The sequence below is a fragment of the Tropicimonas sp. TH_r6 genome, assembly GCF_033101155.1.
Taxonomy (GTDB): domain Bacteria; phylum Pseudomonadota; class Alphaproteobacteria; order Rhodobacterales; family Rhodobacteraceae; genus Tropicimonas.
In genome coordinates, this window is the sequence record NZ_JAWMPX010000002.1 from 354,519 (window position 1) to 370,931 (window position 16,413).

General features: G+C 63.5%; 15 protein-coding genes. 8 read left to right on the top strand and 7 right to left on the bottom strand.

Going from position 1 to position 16,413, the window contains the following annotated elements; translation table 11 throughout:
* Window positions 1-6 precede the first annotated feature (6 nt).
* Complete coding sequence (locus R3X27_RS03700; RefSeq protein ID WP_317707475.1) at window positions 7-426, bottom strand: hypothetical protein; 420 nt, start codon at window positions 424-426, stop codon at window positions 7-9.
* Between the two features lie 177 nt (window positions 427-603).
* On the opposite strand from R3X27_RS03700, the gene R3X27_RS03705 reads away from it, so the two are divergent.
* Together R3X27_RS03705 and R3X27_RS03710 are read left to right on the top strand one after the other, a co-directional pair.
* Window positions 604-1,032: an ester cyclase gene (locus tag R3X27_RS03705; protein WP_317707476.1), complete on the top strand. Its 429-nt coding sequence runs from the start codon at window positions 604-606 to the stop codon at window positions 1,030-1,032.
* 127 nt (window positions 1,033-1,159) lie between these two features.
* Entirely contained in the window at window positions 1,160-1,666 is a 507-nt protein-coding gene (locus R3X27_RS03710; protein ID WP_317707477.1) for an SspB family protein, read from the top strand.
* Window positions 1,667-1,739: 73 nt separating this feature from the next.
* Here the strand turns inward: R3X27_RS03710 and R3X27_RS03715 are convergent, their stop codons facing one another.
* The 3 genes from R3X27_RS03715 to R3X27_RS03725 all read right to left on the bottom strand — a co-directional run bounded on the left by R3X27_RS03715 (window position 1,740) and on the right by R3X27_RS03725 (window position 4,593).
* Window positions 1,740-2,414 carry an alpha/beta hydrolase gene (locus R3X27_RS03715; RefSeq protein ID WP_317707478.1) on the bottom strand — a complete coding sequence of 225 codons (675 nt, stop codon included), beginning with the start codon at window positions 2,412-2,414 and terminating at the stop codon, window positions 1,740-1,742.
* Window positions 2,415-2,514: 100 nt separating this feature from the next.
* On the bottom strand, window positions 2,515-2,652 hold the full coding sequence (locus tag R3X27_RS03720; RefSeq protein ID WP_317707479.1) for a hypothetical protein: 138 nt from the start codon (window positions 2,650-2,652) through the stop codon (window positions 2,515-2,517).
* A gap of 123 nt (window positions 2,653-2,775) precedes the next feature.
* Window positions 2,776-4,593 carry an ABC transporter ATP-binding protein/permease gene (locus R3X27_RS03725; protein ID WP_317707480.1) on the bottom strand — a complete coding sequence of 606 codons (1,818 nt, stop codon included), beginning with the start codon at window positions 4,591-4,593 and terminating at the stop codon, window positions 2,776-2,778.
* Between the two features lie 306 nt (window positions 4,594-4,899).
* Between R3X27_RS03725 and R3X27_RS03730 the strand changes: the two genes are divergently transcribed.
* The gene (locus tag R3X27_RS03730; RefSeq protein WP_317707481.1) at window positions 4,900-5,931 is read left to right on the top strand and encodes a C4-dicarboxylate ABC transporter; all 1,032 of its coding nucleotides are present in this window, start codon (window positions 4,900-4,902) and stop codon (window positions 5,929-5,931) included.
* Window positions 5,906-8,404, top strand: coding sequence for an ATP-binding protein (locus tag R3X27_RS03735; protein ID WP_317707482.1), 2,499 nt, complete (start codon window positions 5,906-5,908; stop codon window positions 8,402-8,404). The genes R3X27_RS03730 and R3X27_RS03735 overlap by 26 nt, the downstream gene beginning before the upstream one ends.
* Before the next feature lie 50 nt (window positions 8,405-8,454).
* Here the strand turns inward: R3X27_RS03735 and R3X27_RS03740 are convergent, their stop codons facing one another.
* Window positions 8,455-9,489: a TRAP transporter substrate-binding protein gene (locus R3X27_RS03740; RefSeq protein WP_317707483.1), complete on the bottom strand. Its 1,035-nt coding sequence runs from the start codon at window positions 9,487-9,489 to the stop codon at window positions 8,455-8,457.
* Between the two features lie 277 nt (window positions 9,490-9,766).
* On the opposite strand from R3X27_RS03740, the gene R3X27_RS03745 reads away from it, so the two are divergent.
* Window positions 9,767-10,843 (top strand): ABC transporter ATP-binding protein, encoded by a 1,077-nt coding sequence (locus tag R3X27_RS03745; RefSeq protein WP_317707484.1) that lies wholly within the window; start codon window positions 9,767-9,769, stop codon window positions 10,841-10,843.
* A 66-nt stretch (window positions 10,844-10,909) separates the two neighbouring features.
* The gene (locus R3X27_RS03750) at window positions 10,910-11,170 is read left to right on the top strand and encodes a hypothetical protein (protein WP_317707485.1); all 261 of its coding nucleotides are present in this window, start codon (window positions 10,910-10,912) and stop codon (window positions 11,168-11,170) included.
* On the opposite strand, the gene R3X27_RS03755 is transcribed toward R3X27_RS03750, so the two are convergent.
* Window positions 11,171-12,361, bottom strand: a complete 1,191-nt coding sequence (locus R3X27_RS03755) for a DegT/DnrJ/EryC1/StrS family aminotransferase (protein WP_317707486.1) — start codon at window positions 12,359-12,361, stop codon at window positions 11,171-11,173. It lies immediately after the preceding gene.
* 48 nt (window positions 12,362-12,409) lie between these two features.
* Complete coding sequence (locus R3X27_RS03760) at window positions 12,410-13,081, bottom strand: HAD-IA family hydrolase (RefSeq protein WP_317707487.1); 672 nt, start codon at window positions 13,079-13,081, stop codon at window positions 12,410-12,412.
* Window positions 13,082-13,229: 148 nt separating this feature from the next.
* Between R3X27_RS03760 and glmU the strand changes: the two genes are divergently transcribed.
* Window positions 13,230-14,588: a bifunctional UDP-N-acetylglucosamine diphosphorylase/glucosamine-1-phosphate N-acetyltransferase GlmU gene (gene glmU, locus R3X27_RS03765; RefSeq protein ID WP_317707488.1), complete on the top strand. Its 1,359-nt coding sequence runs from the start codon at window positions 13,230-13,232 to the stop codon at window positions 14,586-14,588.
* A gap of 4 nt (window positions 14,589-14,592) precedes the next feature.
* On the top strand, window positions 14,593-16,410 hold the full coding sequence (gene glmS, locus R3X27_RS03770) for a glutamine--fructose-6-phosphate transaminase (isomerizing) (RefSeq protein WP_317707489.1): 1,818 nt from the start codon (window positions 14,593-14,595) through the stop codon (window positions 16,408-16,410).
* Window positions 16,411-16,413: the final 3 nt, after the last annotated feature.

The window sequence follows — 16,413 nt, forward strand, 5'->3', positions numbered from 1 at the left end:
TTGGCCTCAGGGCCGGCGGCCGGTCTCCTGGAGACTGGCCGCGATCTCCCCTTTCTTCATGATCGGGCAATCATGATTCACATGACCGCCCACCGGACATTCCGTCAGCGCTCCGAGGTCGCCGATCTCATTCTGGCTGGCGCAGAGGGCCTCCTGAACACGCTGATACCCGGGGTTGTCAGACTGCCGCAGGGTCTTCACGCAGGCGGAACAAAGAAGCGCCCCGACCTCCCCGACCAACGCGCCGTCGCGCGGAAAGTTGTGCAGGATGTCCGGGTCCGCGCGGGACGCATCGGGCGTGGAGCCATCTTCAAATGTGAGCGCAAAAATGACATCCAGAGCGCGCGCGGTGTGTTCGAAACCCTTTGCCAGAGCCAGTGTCCGGACCTGATACACCGAGATTTGTTCGTCTGTGAGCTGTACCATACCCGCGCCCCGTTCAGGTTTTGAAAAGGGTTAATTCATGAAGTTTAACAAACGGTGAACAACCGATCCTCGACACCCAACGAGACCGGCTCGTTCCTTCTGTTTTAGCGGCCGTTCAGCCTTTGTTCAGCCGTGCCGCCTATTGATATCAAGAGTGCTTGCCGGAAAAGGTGCAAAATGTCGGAAAAACGCGATTTGATTCAGGCTTTCTACGACAAGATCTGGGTCGCTGGGGAGTTCGAGGCGGCGGAGACGTTCTTCGATCTCGACGCCGAGGCGAGCGGGCTGATGCCCGAACTGGCCATTGGTGCAGCCGAGTTCCATGAATTCGTTGCCGCCCTGCTGAACCAGCTCGATGTCCGGCGCGTCTCTCTGGAGAAAACCGTCGAAAAAGGGGATTGGATCTCGGTCATGGCCAGCTTCGAAGCGATGGTGCTTGCGACGGGCCAAACCATTTCCGGCAGTGGCGTGCTGATGGCGAGAATCGTCGACGGCAAGATAGAAGAGGCCTATAACTGCATGGATTTCATGTCTTTCTTCGAAAAGCTTGGGCTTTTGCCAGAGCATTCCCTTGAACTGTGCCTGACAGGGCAGCGATTGGGTTGAAGCGTTTCGACCAACCGCGCCAGCCTGTCGCGGCAGCGCAGCAATCGGTCGGCCCACCAGGGCTACCATTCGCTTCGAAATCCCCTATGGTGGGGAGGAGATAGCAGCAAAGAGGAAGCCGAGGCCCATGTCGTCGGACAATATCGACTACGGAAAGCTCATGCACAGGGCCATGCGCAGCCTGATTCAGGATGTGCTCGGCGAAGTTGCCGAAAACGGTCTCCCGGGGCAGCACCATTTCTTCATCACCTTCGATACGACCCATGAAGAGGTCGAACTCGCCAACTGGCTGCGGGACCGCTACCCCGAGGAGATGACCGTCGTCATCCAGCATTGGTTCGACAATCTCGAGGTGACGGATGCAGGTTTTTCGGTGACGCTGAATTTTGGCGAGAATCCCGAACCGCTCTACATCCCCTATGATGCGATCTTCACCTTTGTTGACCCCTCGGTCGAGTTCGGCCTGCGCTTCGAAAGCGGTGGGGATGAGGAGGAAGAGGAGTATCTCTCCGAGGTCGAGCCTTTTGACGAGGAAGACGACGAAGAGGAAGCGCCTCTGGCCGAAGATGTCGAGCCGGAGGAAGAGACCCCGCGCGATGCCGAGATCGTCAGCCTTGATTCTTTCCGCAAATAGCTGAAGACGGCGCAGCCCCCCGCTGCCCTTATTGCGCCCCGGACCAGCCTGTCCGAAGCGCATATCCCTGGTGTCAGCCCGCGTCTTCGAGCCCCAGCTTGGCGCGCAGGAAGCCGACAGCCTGGCCGAGGCCTTCCGGCGCGATGCCATGGCCTGTTCCCTTCATAACGAAGGCATAGGTTTCGAAATCCGCCGCCACCAGCGCGTCGGCGGCTTCCTTGAGCGAGGCGAAGGGAACGACATCGTCCTGATCGCCATGCAGCAGCAGGATCGGCATCTTCACCCGAGCCTCTTCCGCCAGGGTTTCTGGCTCCAGAAGCCGGCCCGAGAAGCCGACAAGCGCTGCGATCGCAGCCTCCCGGCGCGGCGCGAGATGCAGAGACATCATCGTGCCTTGCGAGAAGCCGATCAACGCCAGCCGATCCGCTTCGAGCCCTTCTTCCTCGAGGATACGGTCAAGAAAGGCGTTCAGATCGTCCAGGGACGCGGCCATGGACGCCTTGGCATCCTCTTCCTTCGAACCGTCCAGCCAGGGGATTGGAAACCACTGATATCCCATTGGATTTCCGACACAGCGCTCCGGCGCGTCCGGCGAGTAGAAGGCCGTATCTGGCAGATGCGGTGCCAGCGGATCGGCCAGCCCCAGAAGGTCGGCCCCGTCAGCGCCATAGCCATGCACGAAGACCACGACCTGTTTCGCGCTGCCCTTCGGCGCGCCCCTGCGTTCGGATTTCAGTTCCCTGACCATGCGGCCGCTCCAATTCCGTTTCGTTCCGGAATGGGTGACAGGCACGGGCGGCAGGGTCCAGTGGAAAACGCGCGCCGTGTTGTCCCGATGGCGGTTTCTGTCAGAGCAGCGTGAAGAGCAGGACAGCGCCCAGACTGGCCAGCAGAACCGCAAGGCCGAGCCCGGCCAGGGTTTCCACATCGCCGGTATCGCGATGCCTGCTGTGTGAATTGCGAAGGACTGTCTTTGCTTTCTCCATGGTTTTTCTCCGGCAGGTCACGCCCATCCGGCACCATAGCCCCGGGCGCACCTCTGATATGGGGCTGCACTCGCGCGATTTCGCGTCCCGTAATCTCGTGACGGCCTCCGAAATCGACCGGTGTCAGGCCGCATCCGCCCCCGACTGCGCCGCTCGTTGCACTGCCCACATGCCGGCATATCGCCCGTGCAGGTCCAGCAGTTCGGCGTGGCTGCCACGCTCCACCACGCGCCCCTCTTCCAGCACGACGATCTGGTCCGCCTCGACAACGGTCGAGAGCCGGTGCGCGATCATGATCACCGTCCTGCCATGCCCCATCCGGCCGAGCGAGGCCTGGATCTCCTGCTCGGTGCGGGTGTCGAGCGCCGAGGTCGCTTCGTCCAGCAACAGGATCGGCGGGTCCTTCAGGATCGTCCGCGCGATCCCCACCCGTTGTTTCTCGCCGCCCGAGAGTTTCAGCCCGCGTTCACCGACCAGCGTGTCATAGCCCCTGGGCAGGGTCTCGATGAAGTCGTGAATCTCGGCCGCCCGCGCCGCCGCTTCGACCTCCTCGCGCGAGGCGTCCGGGCGACCATAGGCGATGTTGTAATAGATCGTGTCGTTGAAGAGCACCGTGTCCTGCGGCACCACGCCGATGGCCGAATGCAGCGAATGCTGGGTGACGTCACGGACATCCTGCCCGTCGATCCGGAGCGCGCCGGCATCCACGTCGTAGAAACGGAAGAGCAGCCGCCCGATGGTCGACTTGCCCGAGCCGGTCGGGCCGACAATGGCGAGGCTCTGCCCGGCCGGAATGTCGAGCGAGAGGCCGCGCAGGATCGGCCGTTCCGGCTCATAGGCAAACTCCACATCCTCGAAACGCACAGCCGCGCCCTTGACCTTCAGCGGCGAGGCATCCGGCGCATCGGTCACCTCGGCGGGCTGGTCGAGCAGGTCGAACATCTCGCCCATATCGACAAGGCTCTGGCGGATTTCGCGATAGACCGTGCCGAGGAAATTCAGCGGCATGATGATTTGAAGCATATAGGCGTTGACCATGACGAAATCGCCGACGGTGAAATCGCCGGAGGCAACCCCCATCGCGGCCATGACCATGACCCCGACCAGCCCGGCATTGATAATCACCCCCTGGCCGAAATTGATCAACGCCAGCGAATAGGCGGTCTTTAGGGCGGCGGATTCGTAACCCTCCATCGCCTCGTCGTAGCGCGACGCTTCGCGGCCATCGGCAGCGAAGTATTTCACCGTCTCGAAATTCAACAGCGAGTCGATGGCCCGCTGGTTGGCCTCGTTATCCTGCTCGTTCATCTCGCGGCGGATGCGCACGCGCCATTCGGTGATGGCGAAGGTGAACCAGACATAGAGCGCAATGGTAACGACGAGCACGCCGAGGAAGCGCCAGTCGAACAGGACGGCAAGCACCGCGCAGACAAGGATCAGCTCCAGCCCCAGCGGGCCGATGGAGAAGAGCAGGAAGCGCAGCAGGAAAGACACGCCCTTGACGCCACGCTCCATGATCCGCGAGAGCGCACCCGTCTTGCGACTTATGTGATAGCGCAGCGAGAGCGCGTGGATATGCCGGAAGGTCCGCAGGGCGAGCTGGCGCAGCGCGCCCTGGCTCACGCGGGCGAAGATCACGTCGCGCAATTGCTGGAAGCCGACCGAGAAGAGCCGCGCGCCGCCATAGGCGACGGTCAGCCCGATAGCGCCCAGCCCAAGCACCGTCGCAGCGTCAGGCGCGTCGCCGGCGAGTGCATCAACTGCCTGCTTGTAAAAGAGCGGCGTGGCCACGGCGACAAGCTTGGCCACCACGAGCACGGCCAGCGCCGCCACGACCCGAAGTTTCACCTCCCGATCGCCTGGCGGCCAGAGATACGGCATCACATCCCTGAGCACCCGGCCGCCCCGCCGGCGTTCCTGCTGCGCGATCGTTTCGTTCATCCCGGCTTTCCTCGAAGAAACAGGGGCGCAGGGTATGTGCTGGGGCCGGCAAAGGCCAGAGCGCGCGCCCGGGATGGCAACATGGTCGCGGGGGGATCTTTAGCTGCGGTGGACATGCCCGAAAGCGAGACAGCGGCGGAATGTCGGTCCGTCGCGTCCGCGCCCGGGGAAAGCTCCCGGACGGCATGCGACGAAGAGCAGCTGGAACTGGCGGCATTTTCCCGATTTTTCTGTTCGGATGATATGAATTTTGCTCTAAACTACTCATGAAACGGGCCTTTTTTTAAAGCAAAGGGTGCTTCCCCGATGATGTCGAGGATCCTGGCAGCGTGCACGCTCCTCATCGCGACCGCGGTTCATGCCGAAGACTATCTCGACATTGTCTCCAGCTATCACCACGATCTGCCTGTTTATGGCGAGCAGAGCACGAAATTCGTTGAATCGTTCAACGAGATATCTCCGAACCTCAAGTTCCGTCACCATGACCCGGGAAAGCTCGTCCCGGCCTCGCAGGCTTTGGAGGCGGTTGCCTCCGGTCAGGTCGACGCCGCTTTTTCAGTGTCCGGATATTGGTGGGACCGCATGCCGGCCGCGATTCTGTTCGCCTCCTTTCCCTTCGATTTCGACCCGAGCGGTCGCCTTGCCTGGTTGCTCGAAGGAAACGGCAGCGCGCTCTACCAGGAAATGTATGCCCGGGCCGGATATGACGTTACCGTCCTGCCCTGCGGGCTGAACCCGGGCGAGACATCCGGTTGGTTCCGGGAAGAGGTCACCTCGGTCGAGGATCTCGCCGGGTTGAAGATCCGGATGTTCGGACTAGGGGGCCAGGTCATGGAAAAACTGGGTGTGGAGACCCGGCCGATGCTGGCCGACGAGCTGTCCTATGCGATCAAGACGGGCGAGCTGGACGGGGCGGAGTTCGGGACGATCGCCGCCGATGTCTTCCTGGGGCTGCACGAGACGGCGAATTTCGCCTATTTCCCCTCCTGGCATCAGCCGACGGGAACAACCGAATTGCTGGTCAACCGCGCGGTCTGGGACGGGCTCGCGGGGTCCGAACGACGCGCCATGGAGATCGTCTGCATGGCCAATATCACCGCGAACCTCGCCAATGGGGCAGTGGCGAATGCCCGCGCCTATAACGAGGTGAAAAAAGAGGGCCGTGTCGAGTTCCGGACATGGCCGCCTGACGTCCTGATCGCCATCCGGGGCGCCTGGGACGAGTTGGTGGAGGAGAAGGCCGCGCGCGACCCGTTCTTTGCCACGGTCTGGGAGGATATCAAGGCCTTCAACAGTGAAAGGAAAGGCTGGCTTGCGGTCTCAACGTCGCAAAACTAACCGGCTGGACGCCAGCCTGCGCCCCGGGTCGATCCTGCGCCACTGGCCGACCTTGCTCGTCGGCCTCATGGTTGGACTGTTTGCGATCTCCTTCGACCAGCAAACCCAACGGCTACGCCATGAGCAGCGCCGCGACCTCGTTGCCTTCGAGCTCGAAGCCATCCGCTCCCAGGTCGATCGGCAATTGCAGGAGGCAACAGAGATCGGACGCCGGATCGCCGCTCGCATGGAGCGCCATGCCGATCTCGGCAGCGCTCGCTTTCGCGAGATCGGTCTTCAGTTCTTTCCGGTGCCGCCCGAGTCCTTCGCCGTCTCCTGGGCGCCGGGGCTGGTGATCACGGCCTCCATCCGCCCCGAGACCTGGGACCGGATGGCCGGACAGCACTTGAGGGAGATATCCCTCTACGGGCAACGGCTGGAACGACGGTTGCTGTCGGACGAGGTCGTCTCCGAGGGGCCACGCCTGGATGATCAGGGGCGCGCGATGCTCCAGGTACGTTTCCCGGTCCGGGAGACCATTCATGACGAGGAGATCCTGCGTGGGGTTGTCACGGTCTCGATCTCTCTTGGCAATGTGCTGCGCGAGATCGGCGTCGACAGCGCCAATTCCCATATCGAGGTCGCGATCGTTACCAGCGGCCGATCCGGCGGGCCGGAAAAGGTCGTTCTCGGGGCGCTGGACGTGTTGGCGCAAGCGCCGGTCTTTGCCAAGACCATCACGCCCGGAGATGGCGGTTTTACCCTTCTCGGTATCCCGGACGGAGGTTGGGACGGGTCCTCGCTGCGCTCCGAGTTGCAACATGTGTCGCTCTTCGGGGCATGGCTCCTGATCACCTCGCTGACCTATTTCGCCAATACCGCCACCCTGCGACGCAGGGAGGCCGCCGTGGCCCAGGAGACCGCCGAAGACCGCCTCAGCGGCGTGTTGATGAATCTGCCCGGCGCGGCCTGCACCTATACCAGCGCGGCGGGCAATCGGGACGCCGGGCCCGAGGACAGGTTGCTCTTTTTCAACAAGCATGCCTGCGAAGAAATCTGGGGGGTCGATGCCGACGCGATCGAGCAGGATGTCATGGTGTTCTGGAATGCCGGCGACGATCCCGAGCTTGTCGGCGCGCTTGAACACGCATTGATGAAATCGGCGGAAGAGATGCAACCCTGGCACGCGGTCTGGCCGATCCGGACGGCGCAGGGCGAGCGCAAATGGCTTGACGGGCGCGGCCACCCGACCCGCCTGCCGGATGGATCGACCTTGTGGTTCGCCCTGATCGTCGATGCAACGAAGGAGATTGAGCGCGAGCAGCAACTCGAGGACGAGCGAGAGCTCAGCCTGCGGGCGCAGAAACAGCAAAGCATCGGACAGCTGACCGGCGGCGTGGCGCATGACTTCAACAACCTGCTCGCCGTCATCATGGGCAATCTCGAGCTGCTGCTCGACGAGGAGGACAAGGCCGAGAAGGTGGCCTTTATCGAGGCCGGCATTGCCGCGGCCGGACGGGGCGCCGACCTGACGCGGAGCATGCTCGCCTTCGCCCGCAAGGCAAAACTGGAACCGCAGGCGATCAAGCTGAACGACCTTGTGCGCGACACCTGCAACTGGGCCGGGCGCACGCTTCCGGAACGGATCGAGATCGAGACATCGCTGCTGGCCGGTCTCTGGGGGATAGAAGCCGATCCGGCCTCCACGGAAGCCGCGCTGCTGAACCTGATCGTGAATGCCCGCGATGCGATATCCGGCACGGGCAAGCTGACGATCGAAACCGCGAATATCCGCATCGACAAGGCCTATATCGACGAGCGTGAGGTGGCGCTGCAGCCGGGCCGCTACGTGATGCTGGCCGTGTCGGATACCGGCCAGGGCATTCCCGCCGACAAGCTGTCGGAGATATTCGAGCCTTTCTATACGACCAAGGCGCCCGGCGCGGGATCCGGGCTCGGGCTGTCGATGATCCAGGGATTCATGGACCAGTCGGGCGGCACCGTGCAGGTCTATTCCGAACCCGGCAAGGGAACGACCTTCAAGCTCTATTTTCCCACACATGTTCCCGATGAAAACCGCAGCCCGGCCGCAACGGTCACGGAGCCGAAACCGGACGGCCAATGGCACATCCTGCTTGTCGAGGACGAGGACGAGGTCCGGAGCGTCCTGTCGAAGTCACTGACGCGCGCCGGCTATCACGTCACAACCGCGCGGACGGGCGACGAGGCCAACGCGCTGTTCCGGGAGAAGCCTGGTTTCGATCTGCTGCTGACGGATATCGTCATGCCTGGAGAGTTGCAGGGAACCCATCTGGCCGGGAAACTGCGTGATCTGAGACCAGACCTGCCAATCGTGTTCATGTCGGGCTATGCAAGCGAAGCCACGGTCCATGGCAACGGGCTGCGCCCCTCGGATATTCGGCTCATGAAGCCAGTGCAGAGATCCGACCTCCTGAGCGCAATCGCCAGGTCCCTCGCCCCGCAGGCGGGATAGAACGGCGGCCGCGGAGCACGTATCCCGCGCCCCTGCGGCGGGCGCCGGTTTCAGTTCGGAAGTTTCACATGGTTCGGCTGCGACGCCAGGATCCTTTCGACCAGCGCCCGGTGCGCATCGGAGAAGTCGGCCATGTATTTCTTGTAGACAGACCGAGTCGCGGCCACGAAATCGGACGGATCGTCCACATGCGAGACCTCGATCCCGGCTTCGGCCATCGCCTCCAGCGCCTCGGTTTCCTGCGCCAGCCCGTCCGCGTTCATCACCCCGGTCCAGACCGCGACCGCCGCGTGAATGGCGGCCTGCTGATCCGATGACAGGCTTTTATAGCTGGCGGCGCTCATGACAAGCGCGCCGCTGTTCGACACCACCGGAAGATCCGAAACGTATTTCTGGACCTCGTGGAACCTGTTCGCATGGAGCGCCGAGGCGCCGTTCTCATTGCCGTCGACCACACCGTCCTCGAGCGCCGAATAGACCTCTTCGAAGGGCAGCGGCACCGGAGTTGCGCCAAGCGCCCTGTAGACATCGCGATGAAGCGGCACTTCCATGGTGCGGATCTTCATCCCCCGGAAATCCTCCACCGAGTGGATCGGCCGCGATCCATTCATCGGCATCCGGAACATCGGCCCGGCGACGGCAAGGACCAGGATGCCGGCGGCCGCGCCCTCGGTCTGGGCCATGGAGAGGATCTCTTCGCCGATTTCCCCGGTCGTCACCTCGATGAAATGCTCCGGACTGGCAAAGACAAACGGAAGGTTCAGCGCGTTGATCACCTGGATCCGATTGCCGAGAACCCCGATCGACAGCGCTTGCAGATCGATCTTTCCGTCCTGTACCGCCTTGAGTATGTCGCGTTCGCCGCCAAGCTGGCCGCGCGGGAAGATCGTGACATCGATCTCGCCGCTGGTTGCGGCCGAGAGCGCGGACGCAAAGGCAATGCCCGCCGTGTGGTAGGGATAGCTTGTCGTGTTCGCATGGCAATATCGGAGGCGGACCTCTTCGGCCAGGGCGTGGTTGCTCGTGGCCAACACCAGGGCTGCGAGCCCTGCCGCCGCCAGTAACATCCAGGATCGCCTGTTCACACGCGCACTCCCATTTCTCGACGGTTTTGGAGTCGGTCCCGGTCCACCGCGTGGCCCTGTCGCGATTCCACCAGAACCTCGCGCACCATTTATTCCAACATTGAAAGAGTCGCCCTATCCGGCCGTAAGGTCAAGCAGCAACGCCGCTCCGGGCGGGGAAAGCTTTGGGGCCCGTATCTTTCTCCACAGAGTGAACCCTGCCCCGACCTCGCCCCTTGCTCCGATTTCGTCGCGCTGCTAGGGCTGCCGAACCCGAGAGAAACAATCAGCGATTGCCGTGCCCGACCAGCCCCGCCTTGAAATCGAAGACATTTCGCGCCGTTTCGACGGGCGCGACGTCGTTGATGGCATCTCCCTGCAGGTGGCGCCGGGTCAGGTAACATGCCTGCTCGGCCCTTCGGGATGTGGGAAATCGACGAGCTTGCGCATCGTCGCCGGCGTCGATCGCCAGACCTCCGGGCGCATCATGGTCGGTGGCGCGGTGGTCTCGGACGATCAGCAACACTTGCCGCCCGAGCGGCGCGGCATCGGGCTGATGTTTCAGGATTTCGCGCTCTTTCCACATATGAGCGTGGCGGAGAATGTCGCCTTCGGGCTGTCGGGCGGGCTGCGGTCGCACCGGGCGCGGGTGATGGACTTGCTGGAGCGGGTTGACCTGCCGAGTTTTGCCGAGGCCTATCCGCACCAGCTCTCGGGCGGCGAGCAGCAGCGGGTGGCGCTGGCCCGCGCGCTGGCCCCCCGTCCCGCAATCATGCTGATGGACGAGCCCTTCTCCGGACTCGACAACCGGCTGCGCGACGATATCCGCGACCGTACGCTGGCGCTCCTGAAGGAAGAGAACACCGCTGTCCTTCTGGTCACGCATGAGCCCGACGAGGCGATGCGCATGGCCGATGAGATCGCGCTGATGCGCGCGGGCCGGATCGTCCAGCGCGGCGCGCCCTATCACATCTACAACAACCCCGTGGACCGCATCGCCGCCGGCTTCTTTTCCGATATCAATATCGTGCGTGGCATCTCGCGTGGCGCACTGACCGAAACCCCCTTCGGCCAGTTTCTCACGCCTGGACACGCGGATGGCGCCGCCGTGGAGATTGTGATCCGCCCGCAGCATCTGCGCATTGATTTCGACCGCCAGGGACGCGGCCCGAACCCGACCCCGAGCGACGGCGCCGCCGCGCGTGGCATCGTCGAGCGGGCACGATTCATGGGGCGCGAGAGCCTTGTCGAATTCCGCATGGAACATGACGACACCCGGCTCAAGGCTACTGTCCCGGCCGTTTTCCTGCCCAAACCCGGCACCCCGCTCTGGCTGACCCTGCGCCGGGATCGCTGTTTCGTGTTCCCGGCGTGAGCCACGGGGCTGGATTTCACTGGACGCGACCTTAGGTGACGTTCAGGTGTTCAAGCGTGGACACTGATGAAACAGGAGACGACCATGAAGCCCCTTGCCCTTGCCGCCCTGGTGCTGGCCATTGCCGCTCCGGCGAGCGCATTGTCGAATATGGAAAAGACCGTCCAGAACGATCTGCGAAAGAGGGGCGTGTCGGAGGATTGCCTCGCCAAGTTGACCACCAATGATGCCGCCCGGATCACCGGATGGAAAAACGACAGCGACATGAGCGCGGGCACGAAGAACCGCCGCATCAAGGATGAGGTCAATAAGATCTGCCGCCGTTGATCAATCGGGGCGTGCGGCGCCCACTTCTTCCCGGAGAATTCGCGCGATGGTGTCGCAATCGTCGAGGCTGAAGGTCAGGGGCAGGCGCAGGTCCAGCAATCCCGCGAGAATGCGGTCAGTGCGCGGCAGCGGCTCTGGCGCGGCGTATCGCCAGTGATCGTAGCGCGACGTGAAGGCGATGGGCTGCGCGGCTCCGAACCATTTCAGGTCCACGCCCCGCGCAGAACATGCCGCAACGAACCGCTCCATCGCCACCGCGGGCCAGTCCAGCAACAGGAACTGGAATGAGGAGCCGACCGGCAGCGCCGCCTCTGGACGCGCAATGAGCGTAACCCCGTCCGTGCCGTCCAGTTCCGCTTCAAGCCGTGCATAGCGGGCGTTCCACGCGCAGACCTGCCTGGGCAGGCGTGCGAGTTGGGGGCGCAGGAGGGCGGCGCGCAGATTGTCCATTCGGCCGGAGATATTGGGGGTCTCGTAGCGCAGCGCTTCGAATATCTCTGCTGGCGGGCTGGCGAGGTGGCGCTCATAGAGCATGTAGCTGCCGGACAGCAGTATCGCGCGGGCGATGGTTTCGGCATCGTCGCTGATCATCAATCCGCCTTCGCCCGAATTGAGATGCTTGTAGGTCTGGGTCGAATAGCAGCCGATGCGCCCGTGTCGACCCGATGGCACCCCGCGCCACTCCGCTCCCATCGTATGGGCGCAATCCTCGATCACGATCAGACCGGCGGCATCGGCGATCTCCATCACCCGGTCCATGTCGCAGATATGACCGCGCATATGGCTCAGAAGCAGCACCCGCGCCTGGTCGGCCTTGGCCGCAAGGTCCTCCAGGTCGATCGTCAGCGCCTCGGTCACCTCGACGAAGACCGGCTTCGCTCCGATCGAGGCAATCGCCCCCGGCACCGGCGCCAGAGTGAAGGCATTTGTCAGGACCGGATCGCCCGGCTTGACGCCCACAGCGCGCAGCGCCGTGGCCAGCGCGTAGCCGCCCGAGGCAACGGCGAGACAGTATTTCGCACCGGTGAACCGCGCAAACTCCTGTTCAAGCAGGGCGGTCTCGCCCGCTTCGCCCGCAGCCGTGTTGTAGCGGTGCAGGCGTCCATGCTGCATGACCTCGAGCGCGGCCGCGATGGCCTCGTCCGGGATCGGCTCCTGCTGGGTGAAATTGCCGTCGAACCTGTCTGTCATAAAACCCGTTTGGAGCGGCTTTGCGAATGGGTCAAGCCCGGACGCGCTTCAGGGCAGGAGCTTTTCGACCAGCGCGGGCAGTGCTGCGTAATTCTCCAGCAGCGCTTCGGGCTCAAGCTGTGACACCCCCTGCCCGTCCGGGCCGAACGTGACGAGGATGCAGGGCATCTTCGCGGCCCGCGCCGCCTCCCGGTCGGTCACAGTGTCGCCGACGAGCAGCGCGCGCGCCGGATCCCCGCCAAGCCGCGACACCGCTTCCAGCAACGGAGCCGCGTCGGGCTTGCGCACCGGCAGTGTGTCGGCCCCGATCAGAGATCCAAACGCGGCACGCACGCCGAGCCGTTGCAGCAGCGTCTCGGCAAGGCCTTCGGGCTTGTTGGTGCAGATCCCGACACCGATCCCCGTTGCGCGCAGCGCCTCGACCGCCTCCATCGTCCCCGGATAGAGGCGCGTATGGCGATCGATATCCTCCTCGTAAAACGTGAGAAGCGGGCGAAAGCACTTCTCGATAGCGTCCTCGAGCCGCTGTGCCTCAAACCCCAGCCGCGAAAAGCCCAGCCGCAGCATTGCTCGGCCGCCATGAAAGGCCGTGCTCGCGTCCCCCTGAGGATCGAGCTGGTCGCCATGACCTTCAGCCCGGAAACAGGCATTGGCGGCCGCGATCAGATCGCCGCTCGTATCGGCCAGAGTCCCATCGAGATCGAAGATCACCGTGCGCATTGCACCCCTCCTGTCGCCCGGATCTTCCCGATCGGCGGGCAGTTGCCGTACCATGTTTCAATCTGACATCGCATTTGACACCCCGGCCCCTTGCGGCACGCTCTGCCTCGCGTATTACGTATGCGAAACGAAGAAAAGGGCAGGACCGATGTCAGTCTCCAGAACCGCGCTTGTCATTCTGGCCGCCGGCCAGGGCACACGGATGAAATCGGATCTGCCGAAGGTCCTCCACAAGGTTGCCGGCGCCCCGCTGCTGCATCACGCCATGCTGTCGGGCGCCTCGCTGGACCCAGAGCGCAGCGTGATCGTCGCCGGGCACGGTGCCGAGGCCGTGCAGGACGCAGCACTCGAGCTCGATCCCGACGCCATCACGGTGGTTCAGGCAGACCGTCTCGGAACCGGCCATGCCGCCGACCAGGCGCGTGAGGCGCTGGCCGATTTCGATGGCAACGTGATCGTGCTCTATGGCGACACGCCCTTCATCCGCACCGAGACGCTGGACGCGATGGTCGCCGCGCGCGAGAAAAACGCCGTCGTCGTGCTCGGCTTCGAGCCCGAAGATCCGGCTCGCTACGGGCGGCTGGTGATGAAGGGCGAGATGCTGGAGCGGATCGTCGAGTACAAGGATGCGACAGATGAAGAGCGCGCCATAGGCTTTTGTAATTCCGGTGTTATCTGCGCCGATTCAAAGCTTCTCTTCGATCTTATCTCCGAAATCGGTAACGACAACGCCTCCGGCGAATACTACCTCACCGACATTGTCGACCGTGCCCGCGCCCGCGCACTGGCTGTGACCGCCGTGACCTGTGCCGAGGAAGAAACGATGGGGGTCAATTCCCGCGTCGATCTCGCCCGGGCCGAGGCCGCCTACCAGGCACGCCGCAGAACCGAGGCGCTTGTCGACGGGGTCGCGATGCAGGCCCCCGAGACCGTCTTCCTCAGCTTCGACACGGTGATCGGCCGCGACGCCGAGATTGAACCCAACGTGGTCTTCGGCCCCGGCGTGACCGTCGAGACAGGCGCCCGCATCCGCGCTTTCTCCCATCTGGAAGGCTGCCACGTTTCGCGCGGCGCGATTGTCGGGCCCTATGCCCGGCTGCGCCCCGGCGCCGAGCTGGCCGAGGACACGCATATTGGCAATTTCGTCGAGATCAAGAACGCGCAGATCGCCGAGGGCGCCAAGGTCAACCACCTGACCTATATCGGCGACGCCTCGATTGGCGCGGCGACCAATATCGGCGCCGGCACCATCACCTGCAATTATGACGGTGTCTTCAAGCATCGCACGGAGATCGGCGCGAAGGCCTTTATCGGCTCGAACACGATGCTGGTCGCGCCGGTGAAGATCGGCGACGAGGCGATGACCGCCACGGGCGCCGTTGTGACGAAGGACGTGCCCGACGGGGCGCTGGCCGTCGCCCGCGCCAAACAGGACAACAAGCCGGGCTTTGCCATTCGGTTCATGGAGCGCCTGCGCGCGCTCAAGCTAAAAGCGACAGAGGAATAGAGCCATGTGCGGAATTGTTGGAGTTCTTGGCAATCACGAAGCCGCGCCGCTGCTCGTGGAAGCCCTCAAGCGTCTGGAATATCGCGGCTACGATTCGGCTGGCATCGCGACGGTGAACGAGGGCCATCTCGACCGTCGCCGGGCCGTCGGCAAGCTGGTCTCGCTCTCGGACTTGCTGGTCCATGAGCCGCTCGCCGGTCGCGCCGGGATCGGTCACACCCGCTGGGCCACCCATGGCGCACCCAATGTCACCAATGCCCACCCGCATCGTGCCGGTCCTGTCGCCGTCGTTCATAACGGGATCATCGAGAATTTCCGTGAACTGCGCGAGGAACTGGCCGAAAAGGGCCTGCATTTCGAGACCGATACCGATACCGAGACGATCGCGATGCTGGTTCAGTCCTGCCTCGACGGGGGCCTCTCCCATCGGGACGCCGCCGCGAAAGCCATCGCCCGGCTCGACGGCGCCTTCGCACTGGCGCTGCTCTTTGACGGCGAGAACGACCTGATGATCGTCGCCCGCAAGGGATCGCCACTGGCCATCGGACATGGCGAGGGCGAGGTTTTCGTCGGCTCCGACGCCATTGCGCTTGCCCCGATGACCGACCGGATCACCTATCTCGAAGAGGGCGACTGGGCCTGCCTGACCCGCTCCAGCATCGAGATTCGAGACGCGTCCGGCGCGCTGGTCGACCGTCCGCTCGAGACCGTCAATATCGACATGGCACAGGTCGACAAGGGCGGGCACCGCCACTTCATGGCCAAGGAAATCGCCGAGCAACCCACCGTTCTCGGCGACGCGCTGGCACATTACCTGCGCGGCACCGGGATCGAACTGCCTGAGCCGGGCCTGGACCTGTCCGGTTTCGACCGGGTTGTGATGGTCGCTTGCGGCACCGCTTTTTACGCGTGCGCGGTGGCGAAATACTGGTTCGAACAGCTCGCCGGGGTGAATGTCGAGGTCGATATCGCCTCCGAGTTCCGCTATCGCGAACCGCCCATCGGTCCGAATACGCTGGCGCTTTTCGTGTCTCAGTCCGGCGAAACCGCCGACACGCTCGCCGCGTTGCGCTACTGTGCTGGCAAGGCCAAGAAGATCGTCTCCGTGGTCAATGTGACCGGCAGCTCGATTGCCCGGGAGAGTGACCTCGTGTTGCCCATCCGCGCCGGCGCCGAGATCGGCGTCGCCTCGACAAAGGCCTTTACCTGCCAGCTGACGGTGCTCTTTCTCCTGGCGCTGAAGACGGCGGCAGAACGCGGCCACCTCGATGCCGACGAGGTCGATGCCAGGCTTGAGGAACTGCGCCATATTCCGGGGTTGATGAACTTCGCTCTCGCACAATCCACCGAGGTCGCGTCGGTGGCGAAATCCATCGCGGAGGCGCGCGATGTGCTCTTCCTTGGGCGCGGCTCAATGTTCCCCCTTGCCATGGAAGGCGCATTAAAGCTTAAAGAAATCAGCTATATACATGCCGAAGGCTATGCGTCGGGTGAACTCAAGCATGGCCCGATCGCACTGGTCGACAAGACAGTTCCCGTGCTTGTCTTCGCACCCACAGACGCGCTTTTCGACAAGACCGTGTCGAACATGCAGGAGGTCATGGCGCGTGGCGGCAAGGTGCTTCTGGTTACGGACCCGGCCGGCGCCCGCGCTGCGGCCGAAGGCTGCTGGAAGACGCTGGTCATGCCGGAAGTGCCCGCCCTGCTCGCCCCGATCCTCTACGCCCTGCCCGCCCAGTTGTTGGCCTATCACGCCGCCATCGCCAAGGGCACGGATGTAGACCAACCGCGCAACCTCGCAAAGTCGGTCACCGTTGAATAACGC